Below are 17,921 nucleotides of genomic sequence, written 5' to 3'. Positions count from 1 at the left end.
GAATTCCCCTATCCGGTGGTGCGGGCCCTCGGCAGGGTGAAGCGGAACACCGCGCCGCGCGGTGTGTTCGGGCCGACGCCGATCCGGCCGCCGTGGCGGGTGATGATGCGGTGGCTGAGGGCGAGGCCGATACCGCTGCCGTTCTCCTTGGCCGTGAAGACTCCGTCGAAGATCCGGTCGCCGGGTGGCGGGCCGTCGCCCCGGTCCCGGACGGCGAGTTCGGCGTCGCCGTCACCGGCCCGCCGGGTGGTGATCCGTACACTGCGTTCCGCGACGGGCCGGCGGGCCATCTCCTCGACCGCGTTGAAGGCGAGGTTCATCACGACCTGCCCGATGAGCACGTTCTCGCAGCGCACCGGGAGCGGTTCCGCGGTCAGGTCGAACTCCGTCACCACGCCGTGTTCCTGGGCGCGCAGCTCGATGAAGTAGGCGCAGTCGCGGACGATGGTGTTGAGGTCGGTGAGCTGTTCGGACTGTTCCAGGCGGCCCACGTACTGCCGCAGGCTGCCCAGGATCCGCCGGGCGCGGTCGATCTGCCGGACGGCGTTGTCCAGCCCCCAGGCCACCTGTTCGTCGCCCGCGGCGAGCCGGCCGCGCGCCCCTTCGACGAAGTTGTACGCGGCGGCGAGCGGCTGGCTCACCTCGTGGGCGATGGCCATGGCCATGTCGCCCATGGCGTTGTAGCGGGCGAGGTGGTCGAGGCGCTGGGTGTCGCGGCGGTGCTCCTCCTCCTCGCGGACGCGGTCGCTGATGTCGTAGAAGAGGAGCATCCGGCCGCGCAGATCGCTCTCGATCCCGATGTACTGGCAGGTCGCCGCGTACCAGCGAGGGGCCGCGCCGGGCGCGGCGAACCGGTAGCGGCCCTCGCGGCCGGGCACGGGCCCGTCGGGGCAGTACCCGGCGAAGTCGGCGCCGTGGAGGCCCTCGCCGAGCTGTCTGGTCGCCGACTCGCTGGCGAAGACGACCCGGCCGGCGTCGTCGAGGACGACGATGCCCTCCGCGAGGCCGCCCAGGAAGGTACGGAGCCGGCTCTCGGTGCGGAACAGATCGCGCCGGACCGCCTTCTCCTCGGCGATGTCCCGGAACTGCACCATCACCACGGTTCCGGCGGGCAGGTCGACGCGGATCGCGATGGCCTCGGTGAGGATCTCCTCGCCGCTCTTGGAGCGGTAGCACCATTCGGTGGCGCTGACCCCGTCGGCGACGGCGTGGCGCAGCCAGCGACGGCCGAGTTCACGGCTGTACTCGCGGGCGTTCTTGCTCATGTCCGGTGCTTTGAGCGGCTTCAGCTCCTCGACGCTCCAGCCGAGCAGGTCGCAGGCCGCGCCGTTCGCCCAGAGGATCTCGAAGGTACGGGCGTCGTGCAGCAGGACGCAGTACTTCAGGGCCTGGGTCAGCGCCTCGAAGTCACCAGGGGCGAGTCCGGGCGTGGCCCGCGGCGCGGGGTCCGGCGGGGGGTCCGGCGGGGGTCCGGCCATGGGGCGGTGCCTCTCATTCTCCGGCCTCCGGGAGGCGCAGGCCGAGTCGGAGCATGTCGCGTACGAGCGTGGTGAGGCTCTCGGCGCCCGTCTTCTCGCGGATGCGGGCCCGGTGCACGTCGACGGTCTTGGCGCTGATGCCGAGCCGTACCGCGATCCGCTTGTTCGGCAGACCGTCCACGGCCAGCCCCAGCACCTCCCGCTCCCGCACGGACAGGCCCGCGAGCCTGGCCCGCAGTCCGTCCTGCCGGGCGGCCCGTTCGAAACGCTCGCGGGCCAGTCGCTGCGCGGACTGCACGACATCGAGCAGGTGCTGGGGGTCGTACGGTTTCTCCAGGAAGTCGACGGCCCCGTTCTGCAGGGCGCGTACGGACATCCGGATGTCCCCGTGCGCGGAGACGAAGACCACGGGCAGCGGCGAGCCCGTCTCGTTCAGCAGCTGCTGGACCCCGAACCCGCTCAGTTCGGGCATCCGCACGTCGAGGACGAGACAGGCGGGCCGGCCGCGGTCGTACGCGGCGAGGAAGGTCCGGGCGTCGCGGAAGCGCTCCGAGCGGATACCCACCGACCCGAGGAGCCAGGCGAGCGACTCGCTCAGCGCCTCGTCGTCGTCCAGGATGTAGACGAGGCACATCTCATCCGTCCCAGGCGGCCGGAGCGGTCCAGTACTCACTTCCGTCGGCGCTGATCCCGTGCCGCCACGCGCTCGTACGGCGCAGGGCCGGCTCGACCCGCGCGGTGGCCGCGTCGGCGCCGGCAGGGCCGTCCTCCTCGACCTGCCAGTGCACCCAGTTGACCTCCCGGCCGGCGCCGTCGTGCACGAACAGGTCCACGTGGTGCCAGCCGTAGCCGTGGGTGTCGGCGTAACACGTCAGCAGCATCGTCCGGTCCGTCGCCGCTGTCGTCGCTGCCGTCGGGGCTGTCGCCACTGTCGTCGGGTCCGTCATCGCTCCTCCAACAGCGGTGCGGCGAAAAGCCGTTCGGTACGGAAGGCGGAGATCCGGGGCCCGTCGGGGCCGGTACGGAAGGCCACGTCGAGGCGGGCGACCATGATCTCGGCGCCGCCCGACGCGTACCGCGAGAGCTGCTGCATCTGCCAGCTCCCCCGCGCCGTACCGTCCCTCACGTCGACGGTGCCGGGGAAGAGCAGATGGGTGTTGGCCAGGAAGTGCGGGGCGGGCGGCAGATACGCCGACAGCATCGCGACGATCGCCGCGCGGCCCTCGGTACGGCCGAACCTGTCGGCGTACGCGCTGCCGCCGCCCTCCCACACCGCGTCCTCGGTGAACAGGTCGCCCAACTCGCCCTCCGCGCGGGCGGGTACGTCGCAGAGGGCGAGGTAGCGGGTCAGGGTGGCCACGAACGGGGCGGGGTCGGCGGTCGCGGTGGCGCCGGTGTCCCCGGCCGGGCCGGTCATGAGGCCGCCTGCCGCAGGCGCTCGGCGCGGCGCTGGGCCTGCCGATCCGGGTCCGGTACCGGCGCCGCGAGCAACAGCCGCTTGGTGTAGGCGTGTTCGGGGCGCTCGGTGACCTGGGCGGTGTCCCCCGTCTCGACGATCTCTCCCCGGTACAGCACGGCCACCCGGTGGCTGATGTGCCGTACGACGGAGAGGTCGTGCGTGACGAAGAGATAGGCGACGCCCGTCGCCTCCTGGATCTCGATGAACAGGTCGAGCACCCGGGCCTGTGTGGTCAGGTCGAGGGCGCTGACCGGTTCGTCGCAGACGATCAGCCTGGGGTCCCGGCACAGGGCGCGCGCGATGGCGATCCGCTGGCGCTGGCCGCCGGAGAACTCCCGGGGCAGCCGGTGGGCCGCGTCCCGCGGCAGGTACACGTGGTCGAGGAGGGTGCGCACCCGGCGTTCCGCGTCGGCGCGTGCGACGCCGGTGACGAGCAGCGGTTCGGTGAGGATGTCCATGACCGTCATGGCCGGGTTGAGCGAGGTGAACGGATCCTGGAAGACGACCTGGATGTCCTTGCTCAGCGCCCGGCGCTCCCGCCTGCCCAGCCGGGAGACGGGACGCCCCTCGTAGCGGATCTCACCACCGGTGACCGGGGCGAGGCCGAGCACGGCCCGGCCCAGGGTGGTCTTGCCGGAGCCGGACTCGCCGACCAGGCCGAGGGTCTCGCCGGGGGCGATGGACAGGTCGATGCCGTGCAGGACGCGGAACGGCTTCCCGCGGCGGCCCTTTCCCGGGTACTCCACCACGACGTCGTCGAGTTCGAGGAGCGGGGCGGTCGAAGGGACCTCGGGAGCAGCGGAGTCCGAGGAGTCCGAGGAGTCCGGCGACTCCGGGGAGACGGCCGGAGAAGTCCGGGGAGACGGAGACATCATGACGTCACCTCCTTGTGAGGTTCCTGGAGCGTCCCGAGGGGTTCCTGGGGAGCGGCGGGAGCGGCGGGAGCGCCCGGCTCCCCGCGCACCGGCCCGCCTTCGAGGGTCGAGGCCAGCAGCTTGCGGGTGTACGCGTGCCCTGGCTCCGCGAAGATCTGCCGGGCCGGCGCGGTCTCCACGATCCGGCCGGCCCGCATCACGGCGACCCGGTCGCAGATGTCCGCCACGACGCCGAAGTCGTGTGTCACGAGGATCATCCCCATCTCGCCCTCCCGCTGGAGCGAGCGCATCAGGTCGAGCACCTCGGCCTGGACCGTGACGTCGAGGGCCGTGGTCGGCTCGTCGGCGATCAGGAGCCGCGGGTCGCAGGAGACGGCGCCGGCGATCAGGACGCGCTGCGCCATGCCGCCGGAGACCTGGTGCGGATACGACCGGTACACCCGCTCCGGGTCGGGGATGCCGACCCGTTCCAGGAGGGCCAGCGCCTTGGTACGGGCCTCGGCGCGGGACAGTCCCAGGTGCCTGCGCATGGGCTCCGCCAGCTGGGAGCCGATCCGGAAACAGGGGTCCAGGTTCGACATGGGTTCCTGCGGGATGTAGCCGATCCCGCGCCCGCGCAGCGCGTTGAGCGCGGCCGTGTCGAGCCCCAGCAACTCCCGTCCGTCGAAGGAGAGATGATCGGCGCTCACCTGCGCCTCGTACGGCAGCAGCCCGAGGACGGAGAACGCCGTCTGGCTCTTGCCCGAGCCGGACTCCCCGACCAGGCCGAGGACTTCGCCGCGCTCCACGGTGAGGCTCACCCCGTCGACCACCGTCCTGACGCCGCCGGGCGTCGGGTAGCCGACCCGTAGCCCCGTCACGGTGAGCAGGCGGTCCTGAACGGGCTCCGCGGCCGCCGCGCCGGTGCGCCGTGCGACGGGCCGCGGACGTCCGGTCACCCGGCGCTCGCCGGTGCCCAGCGCGTCGCGCACCGCGTTGCCCAGCAGGCTGGCCGCCAGGATGGTCAGGCTCATCGCGAGGCCCGGCCACACCAGGAGTTCGGGCGCGTTGTACACATTGGTGAAGCCGTCGGCCAGCATCGCGCCCCAGCTCGCCTGCGACGCCTTGCCGAGACCGAGGAAGGAGAGGCCGGCCTGGATGCCGATCGCCACGGCGAAGAGCTGGGTGGCCTGGATGACGGACGGAGCGATCACCACGGGGAGGATGTGGCGCCGCATGATGCGCGGGTCGCCGAGTCCGGAGACCCGGGCGGCGTCGACGTACAGCTCCTCCCGGACGGCGACCACCGACGCGCGGATGAGGCGGAAGACCATCGGCGCCATGATCACACCGAGGACGGTCATGGCGACGTTGAGGTCCTGGGAGACGGCCGCCATCACGACGAGCATCACGATGATCGCGGGCACCGCCATGACGACGTTGACGGCCCAGCCGGCCACCGCGTCGAACCAGCCCCGGTAGAAGCCGCTGACCAGGCCGAGCGGCCCGCCGACCGCGAAGGCGACAAGGGCGGCGAGCGTACCGCCGAGCAGGCTGGTGCGGCCGCCGTACAGCAGCCGGGCGAGCACGTCCCGGCCGACACCGTCGCCGCCGAGCGGATGCGCGCCCGACAGGGGGGCGAGCGTGTCCGCCATGGTGCTGTGCTCGGGCGGGTACGGGGTGAGCAGGGGCGCCGCCAGGCTCGCGGCGACGACCAGGCCGAGGATCACCAGGCAGACGACGGCCACGGGGTCGCGCAGGGTCCTGCGCAGCAGGCGGTCCCGGCCGGCGGCCAGGGGGCCCTCCGGAGCCTCGGCCGCGGGACCGGCCGTGGGAGCGGCCGTGGGGGTCCCGGTCATGAGACACGCACCTTCGGGTTGAGCCAGCCGTACGCGATGTCCAGCAGGAGGTTGACGGCGACGACGATGACGACGGCGACCACCACCGTGCCGAGCAGCACGGGGGCGTCGCCGCGTACGGCGGCCGAGTTGGCGAGGGTGCCGATACCGGGCAGTCCGAACACCTTCTCCACGACGACGGCGCCGCTGATCAGGCCGATGAACTGCAGGGCGAGCACCGTCAGGGCGGGCGGGGCCGCGTTGCGCAGCGCGTGCTTGTACACGATGCTGCGGGTGGGCAGGCCCCGGCTGCGCAGGGTACGGACGAAGTCGGCGCGCAGGACGTCGATCAGGGCGCCGCGCACCTGCAGGGCGGTGGCCGCGGTCGCGCCGACCGCCAGGGAGACGGCGGGCAGCACGATCGACCGGAGCCAGCCGGTGCCCGAGGTGCCGAGGTCCACGTATCCGGTGGCGGGCAGCCAGCCGAGCCGGACGGCCAGGGTGACCGCGAGGACGAGGGCGATCAGGAAGCTGGGCACGGCGGTGCCGAGCACCGCGGCGAACTGCACGCCACGGTCGACCCAGCCGCCGCGCAGCGCCGCCGCGGTGCCCAGCGCGACGCTGAGCACCATGGCGACGAGCAGGCCGGCGAGAACGACGGAGAGGGTGACCGGCAGGGTGTCCGTCAGGGACTGGTTCACCGGGTCGCCGGTGAACCACGAACTGCCGAGGTCTCCCCGTACGGCCTGGCCGATCCAGTGCCCGTACCGCTCCGCGAGGGGCTGGTCCAGGCCGAGTTCATGGGTCTTGGCGGCCACGGCTGAGCGTGAGGCGGTCTCACCGAGGACGTTGCGTACGACGTCGGTGCCGGTGAGGCTCAGCATCAGGAAGGTCGCGGTGGCCACGACGACCACCAGGACGGCGCCGGCGGCGAGGCGCCGGAACAGGAAGGCAAACACGGTCAGTTCCTCCTTCCGTGCAGGGGAGGGGCGGTGGTTACTTCGCCACCGGTGCGAAGTTCTGGATCGGTGGGAACTGGGTGCCGGGCTGCGGCGTGACGCTGACGTCGGGGGCGGTCGCGTAGGCGTAGGCGATGACGTCCCAGGGGGCGTTCCATGCCTGGTCGACCACGTAGGTGTTGAGCTCCTTCATCAGCGCGGTCCGCTCGGCCCCGGTCGCGTCACCAATGCGCGCGACGAGGTCGGCGGAGTGCGCGTCGGTGTACTTCAACGGGTTCCAGGTCGACTTCCCGGTGAGCTGCAACTGCACCTTGTCCCAGGCAGTCGGCGCGCCCAGCTTGAAGTACGACATCGCGTACTTGCCGGCGAGCATGCTGCTGAAGATCTGGTCGCTGGGCAGGGTGTCCAGGGTGACCTTGACGCCGATGTCCTTGAGGGACTGGGTGAGGGCGGCCTGCTCCTGCGGGAAGGCCGCGGAGAAGTCCGGCAGGGTGACCGCGAAGCCGTTCGGGTAACCGGCCTCGGCCAGCAGCTTCCTGGCCTTCGCCGGGTCGTAGGAGTACGTCGCGTCGAGCGCGGCGTCGTGGCCCTCCTCGCCCGGCGCGAACAGCTGTGTGGTGGGCCTGCCGAGGCCGGTCTTGGCCGCCTTGATGATGGCCCGCCGGTCGAAGGCGTGGTTGAGCGCCTGCCGGACCTTCACCTTGCCGAGCGCGGGCACCTTCTTTCCGGCTCGGTCCCAGATGTACAGGCCCTCGACGTCGCCGGGCTGGTAGGTGCTGACCTTCAGGCCCCGGCCCTCGACGGTCTTGACCCGGTTGAGGTTGAGGGTCGCGCCGTCGAGCTGCCCGGACATCAGCGCGTTGGTGCGGGCGGTCGGGTCGGCGAGGTACTTGATGACGACGCGGTCGTAGGGGAACGCCTTCGCGTTCCAGTAGTCCGCGTTGCGGGTGTAGGTGTACGTCTGGCCGGCGGTGGTGGCCGCGGTGTCCAGCTTGTACGGGCCCGACCCGATCGGGGTCTTCGGGTCCTTGAGCGACGCGGGGGCGGCCATCATGCCCGGTACCTGGCCCAGCGCGGGCAGCAGGGCCGGGGTCGGGTGGCTCAGCTTCACGGCGACCGTGCGGGCGTCCACGACGTCTACGCCGGTGATGTCCTGGATCTCGCCGGCGGCGCTGGCGGTGCCGCTCTTGGTGTGCAGCAGGTTCGCGCGCACGGCGTCCGCGTCGAGCGGGGTGCCGTCGGTGAAGGTCACACCGTCGCGGAGCTTCAGTGTGAGGGTGGTCTGGGCCTTGTCGTACGACCAGGACGCGGCCAGGTTCGGGGTGGGCTCACCCTTGGTGTCGATCCTGATCAGCGTGTCGTAGACCGGCTGGTAGTACTGGGCCTCGGGGCCCATGCTGGCCTTCGCCAGATCCCACGGTGTGGCCGTGACCGACTGGGCGAGGGTCAGCGTGCTGTCGCCGCCACCGCCGGTCGGAGTGCCGCCGGAGCAGGCCGTCGCGGCAACGGTCAGCAGTCCGGCACCGATGAACGCCACTGTCTTGCGCATGGTTTCTCCACCTGTCTCATGTCCACAGTCTCCTCGTTTCCCCCCGGTCACCCGCTCCCGGCCGTGCACGGCCGGGTCCACCACGCCTGGTGCGCGTTCGGTCGTCACACACACCCGGCGCCCGCCGCACACACGCGGTGGTCGTCACACGTACCCGGCGGCCCACTCGCCGCAGAGTCGCACACTGTCCTCGGGAGTGTCCTGGGCCCCGCGGTCGACCTCGATGATCAGCCAGCCGTCGAAGCCGTCGGGGAGAGCGTCGACGAAGCCCTCGATGTCCGCGTTCCCGTGGCCCGGTTCCGACCACAGGCCGGCCCGTACGGTCGTGCGGTAGTCCCAGGCCTCCTCCCTGGCCCGGGCCGCGAGGCCGAGGTCGAGATCCTTGATGTGGACGCTCGCCACGCGGTCGGCGTAGTCGCGTACGAGCCCGGCCGCGTCGGCGCCCGCCCAGGCGAGGTGGCCCATGTCCGGTCCGAAGGAGAGGAGCGAGGCGTCGACCGTGTCGAGGATGAAGCGGGTCTCCTCCTCGGTCTCGGCCCAGGTGCCCACGTGCGGGTGGAAGGCGGGGGTGATGCCTTCCGCCCGGATGATCCCGGCGATCCCGGCGAGGAGGTCGCGCACCTCCTCCAGCCGGTCCCGCCGCGCGGCGTGGCCGACCGCGGGACGCGCCACACGCTCCGCGTCCTTGGCCATGCCCATGGCGAGGAAGACGACGGGTACGCCGAGGGCCGCGTGCTGCTCGGCGACCCGGGCCGCGGAGTCGCGGTACGTCTGCCGCGCGGCGGCGTCCTCGGTGAGGCGGACCGGGATGTAGCCGGGCGCGGGGGCGATGCCGTGGTCGGCGAGCCGGGCGGCGTACGCCTCGGGCGTCATGTCGCCGGGGACGGCGCTGTGCAGTGCCGTGATGCCCGCGTCGCGGATGACGGACAGCTGCCGGTCGAGCGGCGGGGCGAGGGCAGGGTCGATCCACCCCTCGGCGCTCGCCACCCATTGCAGGGGGTTGATGGCGAGGCGGTCCTGCCTGATCTTCATGTTCCGTGGTCCTTTCGGTGGGCGGTGTGCGGCTCGGTGTGCGGCGCGCCGCTCAGAGGGCGGTCCGCGGCGCGGGACGCGGGCAGGTGCTCGTCGGAACGAAGAAACGATCCTCCTGCTGGGAGACCTCGAAACCGGCGAGCACTTCGAGCGTGTGGAAGGCGAAGGCGGGGTTGGCCCGGTGCGGCTCTCCGCCGAGCGCGCGGGCGAGGTCCCGCACCCCGAGCCCGCGGCGGTGCTGCTCGGCGGTGCCGACGGCGCCGAACAGCTCGGTGACCGGTGTCAGCACCTCCCACTCGGTGTCCCCGTGGCGCTTGACGCGTACGTCGCCGTCGAAGAAGTTGGGGTTGGGCAGCGCGAGGGTGCCCTCGGTGCCGTAGATCTCGATGCGCGGCAGCTCGGTGTCCCAGACGTCGAAGCTCATCAGGACCGTGGCGATGGCACCGGAGGCGAAGGTCAGCGACGCGGAGGCGTGGGTGGGCACGTCGACGGTGATCTCGTCGACCACGCGGTCGGGGCTGGTGACCCGGCGGGTCCGCGCGCCGACACGGGTCGCGGCGGCCAACTGGCGTACCGGACCGAGGCAGTTGACGAGTGCGGCCAGGTAGTAGGGCCCCATGTCCATCACGGGCCCGCCGCCGGGACCGTAGAAGGAGCGCGGGTCGGGGTGCCAGGTCTCGACGCGGCTGGAGCGCACGAAGGCGGTGGCGCCGACGGGCTCGCCGATCAGCCCGGTGTCGAGGGCGTTGCGCGCGGTCTGCACGGCGCTGCCGAGGAAGGTGTCGGGGGCCGAGCCGAGCAACCGCCCGCTGTCCGCGGCGGTTTCGAGGACTTCCCTGGCCTCCTCGACGGTCGCGGCCAGCGGCTTCTCCACGTAGACGTGCTTGCCGGCCCGCAGCGCGGCGATGACGGTCTCCGCGTGGAAGCGCGGAGGGGTGATGTTGACGACGATCTCGACACGGTCGTCGTCGAGGAGTTCGGTGTCGTTCCCCCATGCCGGGATGGCGTGTTCGGCCGCGGCGCGCTCGGCGCGGGCCGTGTCGACATCGGCGATGCGGACCACGTCCAGCTCCGGGAAGGTGCGCAGGCCCTCGATGTACCGGCCCGATATGTTGCCCGCGCCCAGAATCCCGATGCGGTGCCGCGTGTGTTCCTGGCCCATGAGTCTCCTGCGATCTCTTGTGCGTTGGCGGTGCCGTGCCCGGTCACCGACGGGCAGCGGTACGGATCCGGTACGGACCGGTGTGCGCGCCCGTGTGTGGTGTCGGCCGGTGTGATCAGCGGGCGCGGTGTGCGGTGGCGGCGCGGGGGCCGGTCCCGGTCACGACCGCTCGCGGGGAGCCGGGCACGGTTGCACCTCCGTCGTACGGCGACCGACCGCGGCCTGAACGCCGCGTTGCGCATCACCATCGTTTAGTTCGCACATCGAGCACAAGAGAGGATTTTTAATTTTCTTAAAGGCCTAAAAGAAGGCATTGAACGGACGGTATGTCGCCGTAACATCGGTTAAGTTCCGCCCCGAGGAAGGATGCGTTGACGGACACAAGTTGGCAACATTAAGGTCACTTGAATGCATAAAGGCGAGGGCAACACAGCGGAGCCGACCCCACCGACGCCGGTGCCCGCCGCACTCCACCGGGTGCTGGGCCTGGTCGTCTCCCGGGAGGCGACCAACCGCGCGGAGATCGCCCGTCGCAGCGGCCTGGCCCGGTCGACGGTGGGGCAGCAGGTCGACCATCTCGTCGGGCGCGGCATCCTGCAGGAGCTGGAGTCCCGGCAGTCCGTGCGCGGGCGCCCGCCCCGGGTGCTGACGATCAGCCCGCGGGCCGGGACCATCGCTGTCGCGGACATCGACACCGGCGCGTCGCAGGTGGCCATCGCCGACCTGTCGCGGCGGCTGATCGCGCAGGACACCGTGGACATCCGGATCGACGCCGGGCCCCGGGCCGTGCTGGACGCGGTGAGCGAGCGGCTGCTGACCCTGCTGGAGAAGCACCGGCGCGATCCCCGCCGGGTGCGGTCGGTGGTGGTCGGCCTCCCGGGGCCCGTCGACTTCGAGCAGGGCTGCGCGGTGCAGCCGACGGGCATGCCCGGCTGGGACGGCCACTCGGTGAGCGACCATCTGCGGGAGCGTTTCCACGCGCCCGTGGTGGTCGACAACGACGTCAACCTGATGGCCCTCGGCGAAGCGGCGCAGGGCTCGTCGGGCACTCCCCTGCTCTGCGTCAAGATCTCCAGCGGCATCGGGGCCGGCCTCATCACCGCGGGCGGCGACGTGTACCGGGGCGCCGACGGAGCCGCCGGCGACATCGGCCACATCCGGGCCGTCGGCGCGGACAACGTGCTGTGTGCCTGCGGCAACGTCGGCTGCGTCGGGGCGATCGCCTCCCACCGGGCCATCCTGCGCACGCTCGGCATCCCCGAGTCGACCGACGACGACCCGCTGCACGGCGCCCGGGTCCTCGCGCAGCGCGTCGCCAAGGGTGATCCGCCCGCGCTGCACGCCGTACGGCAGGCCGCCACCGAGATCGGCGAGGTGGTGGCGATGCTGGTCCACATGTTCAACCCGCGCACCCTGGTCCTGGCCGGCCCGCTGAGCGAGCTGCGCGACGATCTGCTCTCCGCCGTACGGGCCGTGGTCTACCAGCGGGCCCTGCCCCTCGCCACCCGCAAACTGACCATCACCACCAGCCGGCTCGGCCCCGCCTCGGGTCTCCACGGCGGCATCGCCCTCGCCACACAGGACATCTTCAGCGCCCGGGGTATCGCCCGGCTGCTGGCCGACGAGACGGAGGAGACCGCATAAGGCCCCCGGGACCGCCCGTGGCGTCAGATTCCGGGCAGCGGGTCCTGTTCGGCCTCGCGGCGCCGGGTTCTGATCTCCGGCGCGGGCGGATGGAGTTTGGCGTCGCAGGCGGGGCCGAGACCGGTGCGGCGCGAGGCCGTGCCGGTGAGCGGTCGGCCGCACATGCGGCACCGGACGGGCCGGGGGCCGGCCGCGTCCGGCACGGAGCCGGGGAGCCGGCCGTCGTCGACGGGCGGCGGGGGGTCGAGCGGTGTTTCGTCCACGGACCACGTCTACCAGCCCGGCCGCGGGAGGCCACGGTCACGGGTCCACAATGAGGGCGGACCACAGTCGAGCGAGGAGATCCCGATGACGCTGTACGACATCCCCCTGACGACCCTGACCGGCGAACCGACCTCCCTGGCCGCCTACGAGGGCAGGGCCGTCCTGCTGGTGAACGTGGCGTCCAAGTGCGGCCTCACCCCGCAGTACGCCGGTCTGGAGCGGCTCCAGCAGAGTTACGGGGAGCGTGGCTTCACCGTTCTCGGCGTGCCCTGCAACCAGTTCATGGGGCAGGAGCCCGGCACCGCGGACGAGATCCGGACGTTCTGCTCGACGACGTACGGCGTCAGCTTCCCGCTGCTCGCGAAGACGGACGTGAACGGGGAGACCCGGCACCCGCTCTACGCGGAGCTGACGAAGACCGCCGACGCCGCGGGCGAGGCGGGAGACGTCCAGTGGAACTTCGAGAAGTTCCTGATCTCCCCGAAGGGCGAGGTCGTCGCCCGGATCCGGCCGCGCACGGAGCCGGAGGCCCCCGAGGTCGTCGCGGCCATCGAGGCCCAGCTCCCCGCCTGACACCCCGTCGGCCGGGTCCTCGACGGGCACCCGAGGAAGCGGCACCCGAGGAAGCGGCACCCGAGGAAGCGGCTCCCGGGAACTACCGGATGGGCATCCCCGACAGGGTGCGGGCGATCACCAGCCGCTGAATCTCGCTCGTGCCTTCGAATATCGTGTAGATCGCGGCGTCCCGGTGCATCCGCTCCACCGGGTACTCCCGGGTGAAGCCGTTGCCGCCGAGGATCTGCACCGCCTGCGCGGTGACCTGCTTCGCCGTCTCGCTCGCGTACAGCTTGGACATCGAGCCCTCGGCCGCGGTGAACGGCTTGCCCGTGCTGGCCATCCAGGACGCGCGCCAGACCAGCAGCCGGGCGGCGTCGATACGGGTGCGCATGTCGGCGAGCTGGAAGGCGATGCCCTGGTTGTCGATGATCGGGCGGCCGAACTGGCTGCGGGTCTTCGCGTAGTCGAGGGCGACCTCGTACGCGGCGCGCGCCGTGCCCACCGCCATCGCGCCGACAGCCGGGCGGGACGCCTCGAAGGTCGCCATGGCGGCGTTCTTCACGCGCTCGCTGTCGCCCTTGCCACTGCCGCCCGCGGCGGCCGCCGCGGCCCGCTCACGCGCCCGCGCGAGGCGCTCGTCCAGCTTCTCCTTTCCGCCGAGCAGGCAGTGCCCGGGGACCCGTACGTCCTCCAGGACGACCTCGGCGGTGTGGGAGGCGCGGATGCCGTGCTTCTTGAACTTCTGGCCCTGGGAGAGACCCGGGGTGCCCGGCGGGACGATGAAGGAGGCGTGCCCCTTCGTGCCGAGTCCCGCGTCGACGACGGCGACCACGACATGGACGTGGGCGATGCCGCCGTTGGTGGCCCAGGTCTTGGTGCCGTTCAGCACCCATTCGTCCTTGGCCTCGTCGTAGACCGCGCGGGTGCGCATGGCGCCGACGTCGGAGCCCGCGTCGGGCTCCGAGGAGCAGAAGGCGGCGAGCTTCAGGTCGTCGGGGTCCCCGTACATCTGCGGGATCCAGGTGCCGGCCTGCTCCTCGGTGCCGTTGGCTAGGACGCCGACGGCCGCCAGCCCCGTACCGACGATGGACAGCGCGATGCCCGCGTCACCCCAGAAGAGCTCCTCCATCACCAGCGGGATCCCCAGCCCCGTGGGGTCGAAGAACTGCTGGGCGTAGAAGTCCAGGGAGTAGATGCCGAGTTTGGCGGCCTCCTGGATGACCGGCCAGGGGGTCTCCTCACGCTCGTCCCACTCGGCGGCGGCGGGGCGGATGACATCGGCGGCGAAGCCGTGCAGCCAGTCACGGACCTGCCTCTGGTCGTCGTTGAGATCGAGCGTGAACCCGGTCATGTTCCCCTCCAGCACCACGTCACCCACGGTGTCGCTCCAGAATGTTACTTGCGGTAACAGCAGTCTGTTACTCATAAGTAGGGGATGTCAACCGGCCACCTTCTGATCAGCATTGACGGCGGGCAGGGTGTTACGTTGCCCGAGCGTCACGCAATCGCACGGGCGGGGAGACACACCTATGGAGAGCACACAGCAGGCCGAGCAGCAGCGCTCGACCCGGCAGCGGCGCCGGCAGCTCCTGGAGGCCGCCGACCGGGTGGTGCTCAGGGACGGCCCAGGAGCCTCCATGAACGCCATCGCCGCGGAGGCCGGCATCACCAAGCCGATCCTCTACCGCCACTTCGGCGACAAGGGCGGACTGTACCGGGCGCTGGCCAAGCGCCACACGGACGCGCTGCTCGACGCGTTGCGGGCCGCGCTGGACGCGCCCGCCGGGCGGCGCGAGCGGGTGGAGGCCACGCTGGACACGTATCTCGCCGCGATCGAGGCGAGACCCCAGGTCTACCGGTTCCTGATGCATCCGGCCGAGGACACCCAGCTCCCGGAGCAGGGCTTCGACGTCGGCCGCCACTCGGCCCCGCTGCTGCGCCGGCTCGGCGAGGAGCTGGCCAAGGTCATAGAGGACCGGGTCGACCTCGGCCCCGGCAGCGAGCAGCTCGCCCGGGTCTGGGGCCACGGCATCGTCGGCATGATGCACGGCGCCGGGGACTGGTGGCTCGGGGAACGCCCCTGCCCGCGCGACCAGTTGGTGCGCAGCCTGGCGGATCTGCTCTGGGGCAGGCTGGCGGAGGTCGACGACCGCGCGGGCGGCCCCGGCTTCTGAGCCGGTACGGCACGGGCGTACGTCCGCGGCGTACTCGGCCGCACGGCGGTCCGGTACGTCCGCGGCGTACGGGGCCGCGCGGCGGGCAGGACCGGCGGGGCGCCCGGGGTCACGGTGTGTGGCCCCGGGTCACGGTGTGGCCGGCCGGCCCGTGGCCCAGGGCGCCCGGCGCGCCGCCCGGAGGGTTCTGGAGCGCCGCCATCCGGTGAGCCGGTCGGAGTAGAGGGTGCCCTCCAGGTGGTCGCATTCGTGCTGGAGGCAGCGGGCGAAGAAGCCCCGGCCCTCCACCCTGACCGGTGCGCCGTCCTGGGTGAAGCCCTCCACGACGGTGTGGTCGTACCGCTCCGTCCCCGCCTCGATGCCCGGCAGGGACAGACAGCCCTCGGGCCCGCGCAGCACGATGTCGTCCGCCTGGACCAGCCGGGGATTGACGAGGTGTCCGAGATGGCGGACGTCCTCGTCGTCCGGGCAGTCGTACACGAACACCCGCTGGGCGACGCCGATCTGGTTCGCGGCGAGCCCGACCCCCCGGGCGGCGTACATCGTCGCGAACAGGTCCTCGACCAGCGCGCCGAGCGCGGGACCGAAGTCGGTGACGGGTTCACAGGGCGCGTGCAGGACGGGATCTCCGAGCAATCTCATGGCTCGTACTCGCCCGGTACTGCCGGGGATCGGACGGTTTCGCATGACGGTCAGGGTACGGTCCACGGTGAACCCCGCGATCTGCGCGGTGCCGCGGTTCGGGGCCCTGGCCTGATCTCGATAGGCTGGCCCACGGACCGACGCAAGGAGGATCAAGGCGATGTCAGGCAACACGGACCCGCTGACGCCGCGGGCCAAGCTGGCCGTGACGGCGGGCAAAGCCGCGGCGGCGGTGTCGCGTGCCGCAGGCCGCGGCAGCGGATCGGTGATCGGCGGGAAGGTGGCGCTCCGGCTCGACCCAGATCTGCTGGGCCGGCTGGCTCAGCATCTCGACGTCATCCTCGTGTCGGCGACCAACGGGAAGACCACGACCACACGGCTGATCGCCGAGGCCCTGCGCGCCGCCGGCCCCGTGGTGTCGAACGCGCTCGGCGCCAACATGCCGGCCGGTATCACCTCGGCCCTCGCGGGCGGCTCGGACGCCCGGTTCGGTGTGATCGAGGTCGACGAGAAGTACCTCGCCGGCGTGGCCAGGGACACCACACCCAAGGCCATCGCGCTGCTCAACCTCTCCCGCGACCAGCTCGACCGCGCCGCGGAGACCCGGATGCTCGCCGAGAAGTGGCGGGAGGGCCTGGCCGGCACGAAGTCCGTCGTCATCGCCAACGCGGACGACCCGCTGATCGTCTGGGCCGCCTCCTCCTCCCCCAACGTGGTCTGGGTGGCGGCGGGCCAGGAGTGGAAGGACGACGCCTGGTCGTGCCCCTCCTGCGGCGGTGTGATGCAGCGCCCCGGCGACGACTGGTTCTGCGGCGAGTGCGGCTTCCGCCGGCCGCCGCCGAGCTGGGCGCTCCACGGCGACCACGTCCTCGACCCGCACGGCTCCGCCTGGCCGATCCACCTCCAGCTCCCGGGCCGCGCCAACAAGGCGAACGCGGCGACCTCCGCCGCCGTCGCGGCGACCTTCGGGGTGCCGCCGCAGGTGGCGCTGGAGCGGATGTACCAGGTGCAGGCGGTCGCCGGCCGGTACGACGTGGTCTCGTTCCTCGGCCGCGATCTGCGGCTGCTGCTCGCCAAGAACCCGGCGGGCTGGCTGGAGACGTTCTCGCTCATCGACCCGCCGCCCACGCCGGTCATCCTCGCCGTCAACGCGCGCGGCGCCGACGGCACGGACACCTCGTGGCTGTGGGACGTGGACTACACCCGGCTGGCGGGCCACCCGATCTTCGTGATCGGGGACCGCAAGCTGGACCTCGCCGTACGTCTGGAGGTCGCGGGCCTGGACTTCCGGGTCTGCGAGACGCCCGACGAGGCCGTGCGGATGGCACCGCCCGGCCGTATCGAGGCGATCGCCAATTACACGTCGTTCCAGGATCTGCGCAGACGGGTGGGCAACTGAAGCCATGTCGGGATACATGACTCCCCGGAACCCGGAAGGACGAGCCAGAATGAGCGACAACAGCCTGCGGCTGGTGTGGATCTACCCCGATCTGCTGAGCACCTACGGTGACCAGGGCAACGCTCTCGTGGTGGAGCGCCGGGCGCGCCAGCGCGGCCTCGGTGTCACGCGGGTGGACGTACGCAGCGACCAGCCGGTGCCGACCTCCGGCGACATCTATCTGATCGGCGGCGGCGAGGACCGGCCCCAGCGGCTGGCGGCGGAGCGGCTGCGCCGCGACGGCGGGCTCAGCCGGGCCGTCTCCAACGGCGCCATCGTGTTCTCGGTCTGCGCCGGTTACCAGATCCTCGGGCACGAGTTCGTCAACGACCTGGGCGAGCGCGAGGCCGGTCTCGGGCTGCTCGACGTGATCTCCACCCGCGGCGAGGGCGCGCGGTGCGTCGGCGACGTACTGGCGGACATCGACCCGCGGCTGAACCTGCCGCAGCTCACCGGTTTCGAGAACCACCAGGGCATCACCCACCTCGGCCCGGCGGCCCGGCCGTTCGCGCGGGTCCAGCTCGGCCGGGGCAACGGCACGGGCGACGGCACGGAGGGCGCGTACAACGACACCGTCTTCGGTACGTACATGCACGGCCCGGTGATGGCGCGCAACCCGCAGATCGCGGACCTGCTGCTGAAGCTGGCCCTCGATGTGAACGCGCTGCCGCCGACTGACGACCGGTGGTACGAGGCGCTGCGCGCCGAGCGGGTCGCCGCGGCGGCCCAGCCCGCCTGACCGGCGCTACGACCCGCCTGACCGGCACCCCGGCCCGTCCGACCGACGGCCCGACCAGCGGCCCGACCGGTCACCGCCGTGCTCGGCGGTCCCCGGGCTCCGGCCTCGCCCCGCGTCCGCCTGTCCAGCAG

At 72.0% G+C, this 17,921-nt stretch carries 18 protein-coding genes; 5 read left to right on the top strand and 13 right to left on the bottom strand.

Going from position 1 to position 17,921, the window contains the following annotated elements; all coding sequences use genetic code 11:
• Positions 1 to 8: 8 nt before the first annotated feature.
• From ACFXKG_RS17770 to ACFXKG_RS17725, 10 genes are all read right to left on the bottom strand, one after another.
• Positions 9 to 1,478 carry an ATP-binding protein gene (locus ACFXKG_RS17770; RefSeq protein ID WP_384839210.1) on the bottom strand — a complete coding sequence of 490 codons (1,470 nt, stop codon included), beginning with the start codon at positions 1,476 to 1,478 and terminating at the stop codon, positions 9 to 11.
• 13 nt (positions 1,479 to 1,491) lie between these two features.
• Positions 1,492 to 2,112: a response regulator transcription factor gene (locus ACFXKG_RS17765; protein WP_384839207.1), complete on the bottom strand. Its 621-nt coding sequence runs from the start codon at positions 2,110 to 2,112 to the stop codon at positions 1,492 to 1,494.
• A gap of 1 nt (position 2,113) precedes the next feature.
• Positions 2,114 to 2,425, bottom strand: coding sequence for a hypothetical protein (locus ACFXKG_RS17760; protein ID WP_384839204.1), 312 nt, complete (start codon positions 2,423 to 2,425; stop codon positions 2,114 to 2,116).
• Entirely contained in the window at positions 2,422 to 2,895 is a 474-nt protein-coding gene (locus ACFXKG_RS17755) for a nuclear transport factor 2 family protein (RefSeq protein ID WP_384839201.1), read from the bottom strand. The genes ACFXKG_RS17760 and ACFXKG_RS17755 overlap by 4 nt, the downstream gene beginning before the upstream one ends.
• Entirely contained in the window at positions 2,892 to 3,812 is a 921-nt protein-coding gene (locus tag ACFXKG_RS17750) for an ATP-binding cassette domain-containing protein (RefSeq protein ID WP_384839198.1), read from the bottom strand. The genes ACFXKG_RS17755 and ACFXKG_RS17750 overlap by 4 nt, the downstream gene beginning before the upstream one ends.
• The gene (locus ACFXKG_RS17745) at positions 3,809 to 5,650 is read right to left on the bottom strand and encodes a dipeptide/oligopeptide/nickel ABC transporter permease/ATP-binding protein (protein ID WP_384839194.1); all 1,842 of its coding nucleotides are present in this window, start codon (positions 5,648 to 5,650) and stop codon (positions 3,809 to 3,811) included. The genes ACFXKG_RS17750 and ACFXKG_RS17745 overlap by 4 nt, the downstream gene beginning before the upstream one ends.
• A complete protein-coding gene (locus ACFXKG_RS17740) occupies positions 5,647 to 6,588 on the bottom strand; it encodes an ABC transporter permease (protein ID WP_384839190.1) in 942 nt (313 codons plus the stop codon). Before ACFXKG_RS17740 ends, ACFXKG_RS17745 begins: the two co-directional genes overlap by 4 nt.
• A gap of 37 nt (positions 6,589 to 6,625) precedes the next feature.
• Positions 6,626 to 8,137: an ABC transporter substrate-binding protein gene (locus ACFXKG_RS17735; RefSeq protein ID WP_384839187.1), complete on the bottom strand. Its 1,512-nt coding sequence runs from the start codon at positions 8,135 to 8,137 to the stop codon at positions 6,626 to 6,628.
• A 144-nt stretch (positions 8,138 to 8,281) separates the two neighbouring features.
• Positions 8,282 to 9,169, bottom strand: coding sequence for a sugar phosphate isomerase/epimerase family protein (locus ACFXKG_RS17730; RefSeq protein ID WP_384839184.1), 888 nt, complete (start codon positions 9,167 to 9,169; stop codon positions 8,282 to 8,284).
• Positions 9,170 to 9,221: 52 nt separating this feature from the next.
• Complete coding sequence (locus ACFXKG_RS17725; RefSeq protein ID WP_384839181.1) at positions 9,222 to 10,331, bottom strand: Gfo/Idh/MocA family protein; 1,110 nt, start codon at positions 10,329 to 10,331, stop codon at positions 9,222 to 9,224.
• A gap of 408 nt (positions 10,332 to 10,739) precedes the next feature.
• Between ACFXKG_RS17725 and ACFXKG_RS17720 the strand changes: the two genes are divergently transcribed.
• Entirely contained in the window at positions 10,740 to 11,975 is a 1,236-nt protein-coding gene (locus ACFXKG_RS17720) for an ROK family protein (protein ID WP_384839178.1), read from the top strand.
• 23 nt (positions 11,976 to 11,998) lie between these two features.
• On the opposite strand, the gene ACFXKG_RS17715 is transcribed toward ACFXKG_RS17720, so the two are convergent.
• A complete protein-coding gene (locus tag ACFXKG_RS17715) occupies positions 11,999 to 12,178 on the bottom strand; it encodes a DUF6011 domain-containing protein (protein WP_384839307.1) in 180 nt (59 codons plus the stop codon).
• Positions 12,179 to 12,323: 145 nt separating this feature from the next.
• Between ACFXKG_RS17715 and ACFXKG_RS17710 the strand changes: the two genes are divergently transcribed.
• Entirely contained in the window at positions 12,324 to 12,812 is a 489-nt protein-coding gene (locus ACFXKG_RS17710) for a glutathione peroxidase (RefSeq protein ID WP_365819208.1), read from the top strand.
• Between the two features lie 82 nt (positions 12,813 to 12,894).
• Here the strand turns inward: ACFXKG_RS17710 and ACFXKG_RS17705 are convergent, their stop codons facing one another.
• Positions 12,895 to 14,148: an acyl-CoA dehydrogenase family protein gene (locus ACFXKG_RS17705; protein ID WP_384839304.1), complete on the bottom strand. Its 1,254-nt coding sequence runs from the start codon at positions 14,146 to 14,148 to the stop codon at positions 12,895 to 12,897.
• 178 nt (positions 14,149 to 14,326) lie between these two features.
• Here ACFXKG_RS17705 and ACFXKG_RS17700 point away from each other — a divergent pair, with 178 nt between their 5' ends.
• Complete coding sequence (locus tag ACFXKG_RS17700) at positions 14,327 to 14,971, top strand: TetR family transcriptional regulator (RefSeq protein WP_384839175.1); 645 nt, start codon at positions 14,327 to 14,329, stop codon at positions 14,969 to 14,971.
• Positions 14,972 to 15,100: 129 nt separating this feature from the next.
• Here ACFXKG_RS17700 and def read toward each other — a convergent pair whose 3' ends face one another.
• Positions 15,101 to 15,658 carry a peptide deformylase gene (gene def, locus ACFXKG_RS17695; RefSeq protein ID WP_384839172.1) on the bottom strand — a complete coding sequence of 186 codons (558 nt, stop codon included), beginning with the start codon at positions 15,656 to 15,658 and terminating at the stop codon, positions 15,101 to 15,103.
• Between the two features lie 115 nt (positions 15,659 to 15,773).
• On the opposite strand from def, the gene ACFXKG_RS17690 reads away from it, so the two are divergent.
• Together ACFXKG_RS17690 and ACFXKG_RS17685 are read left to right on the top strand one after the other, a co-directional pair.
• Complete coding sequence (locus tag ACFXKG_RS17690) at positions 15,774 to 17,012, top strand: MurT ligase domain-containing protein (RefSeq protein WP_365819202.1); 1,239 nt, start codon at positions 15,774 to 15,776, stop codon at positions 17,010 to 17,012.
• 49 nt (positions 17,013 to 17,061) lie between these two features.
• Entirely contained in the window at positions 17,062 to 17,790 is a 729-nt protein-coding gene (locus tag ACFXKG_RS17685) for a type 1 glutamine amidotransferase (protein ID WP_384839168.1), read from the top strand.
• Positions 17,791 to 17,921 lie beyond the last annotated feature (131 nt).

It is taken from the genome of Streptomyces sp. NPDC059255, assembly GCF_042752355.1.
Lineage (GTDB): Bacteria > Actinomycetota > Actinomycetes > Streptomycetales > Streptomycetaceae > Streptomyces.
Note: the sequence above shows the minus strand (reverse complement) of the source record. Positions and strands in the feature narration are given on the sequence as shown.

Bases quoted from the DNA above. Each gene is read 5' to 3' on its own strand.
- ACFXKG_RS17710 (WP_365819208.1), top strand. From the start codon at position 12,324: ATGACGCTGTACGACATCCCCCTGACGACCCTGACCGGCGAACCGACC.
- ACFXKG_RS17725 (WP_384839181.1), bottom strand. From the start codon at position 10,331: ATGGGCCAGGAACACACGCGGCACCGCATCGGGATTCTGGGCGCGGGC.
- ACFXKG_RS17770 (WP_384839210.1), bottom strand. From the start codon at position 1,478: ATGGCCGGACCCCCGCCGGACCCCCCGCCGGACCCCGCGCCGCGGGCC.
- ACFXKG_RS17765 (WP_384839207.1), bottom strand. From the start codon at position 2,112: ATGTGCCTCGTCTACATCCTGGACGACGACGAGGCGCTGAGCGAGTCG.
- ACFXKG_RS17760 (WP_384839204.1), bottom strand. From the start codon at position 2,425: ATGACGGACCCGACGACAGTGGCGACAGCCCCGACGGCAGCGACGACA.
- ACFXKG_RS17720 (WP_384839178.1), top strand. From the start codon at position 10,740: ATGCATAAAGGCGAGGGCAACACAGCGGAGCCGACCCCACCGACGCCG.
- ACFXKG_RS17755 (WP_384839201.1), bottom strand. From the start codon at position 2,895: ATGACCGGCCCGGCCGGGGACACCGGCGCCACCGCGACCGCCGACCCC.
- ACFXKG_RS17690 (WP_365819202.1), top strand. From the start codon at position 15,774: ATGTCAGGCAACACGGACCCGCTGACGCCGCGGGCCAAGCTGGCCGTG.
- def (WP_384839172.1), bottom strand. From the start codon at position 15,658: ATGCGAAACCGTCCGATCCCCGGCAGTACCGGGCGAGTACGAGCCATG.
- ACFXKG_RS17700 (WP_384839175.1), top strand. From the start codon at position 14,327: ATGGAGAGCACACAGCAGGCCGAGCAGCAGCGCTCGACCCGGCAGCGG.
- ACFXKG_RS17685 (WP_384839168.1), top strand. From the start codon at position 17,062: ATGAGCGACAACAGCCTGCGGCTGGTGTGGATCTACCCCGATCTGCTG.
- ACFXKG_RS17750 (WP_384839198.1), bottom strand. From the start codon at position 3,812: ATGATGTCTCCGTCTCCCCGGACTTCTCCGGCCGTCTCCCCGGAGTCG.
- ACFXKG_RS17745 (WP_384839194.1), bottom strand. From the start codon at position 5,650: ATGACCGGGACCCCCACGGCCGCTCCCACGGCCGGTCCCGCGGCCGAG.
- ACFXKG_RS17735 (WP_384839187.1), bottom strand. From the start codon at position 8,137: ATGCGCAAGACAGTGGCGTTCATCGGTGCCGGACTGCTGACCGTTGCC.
- ACFXKG_RS17730 (WP_384839184.1), bottom strand. From the start codon at position 9,169: ATGAAGATCAGGCAGGACCGCCTCGCCATCAACCCCCTGCAATGGGTG.
- ACFXKG_RS17705 (WP_384839304.1), bottom strand. From the start codon at position 14,148: ATGACCGGGTTCACGCTCGATCTCAACGACGACCAGAGGCAGGTCCGT.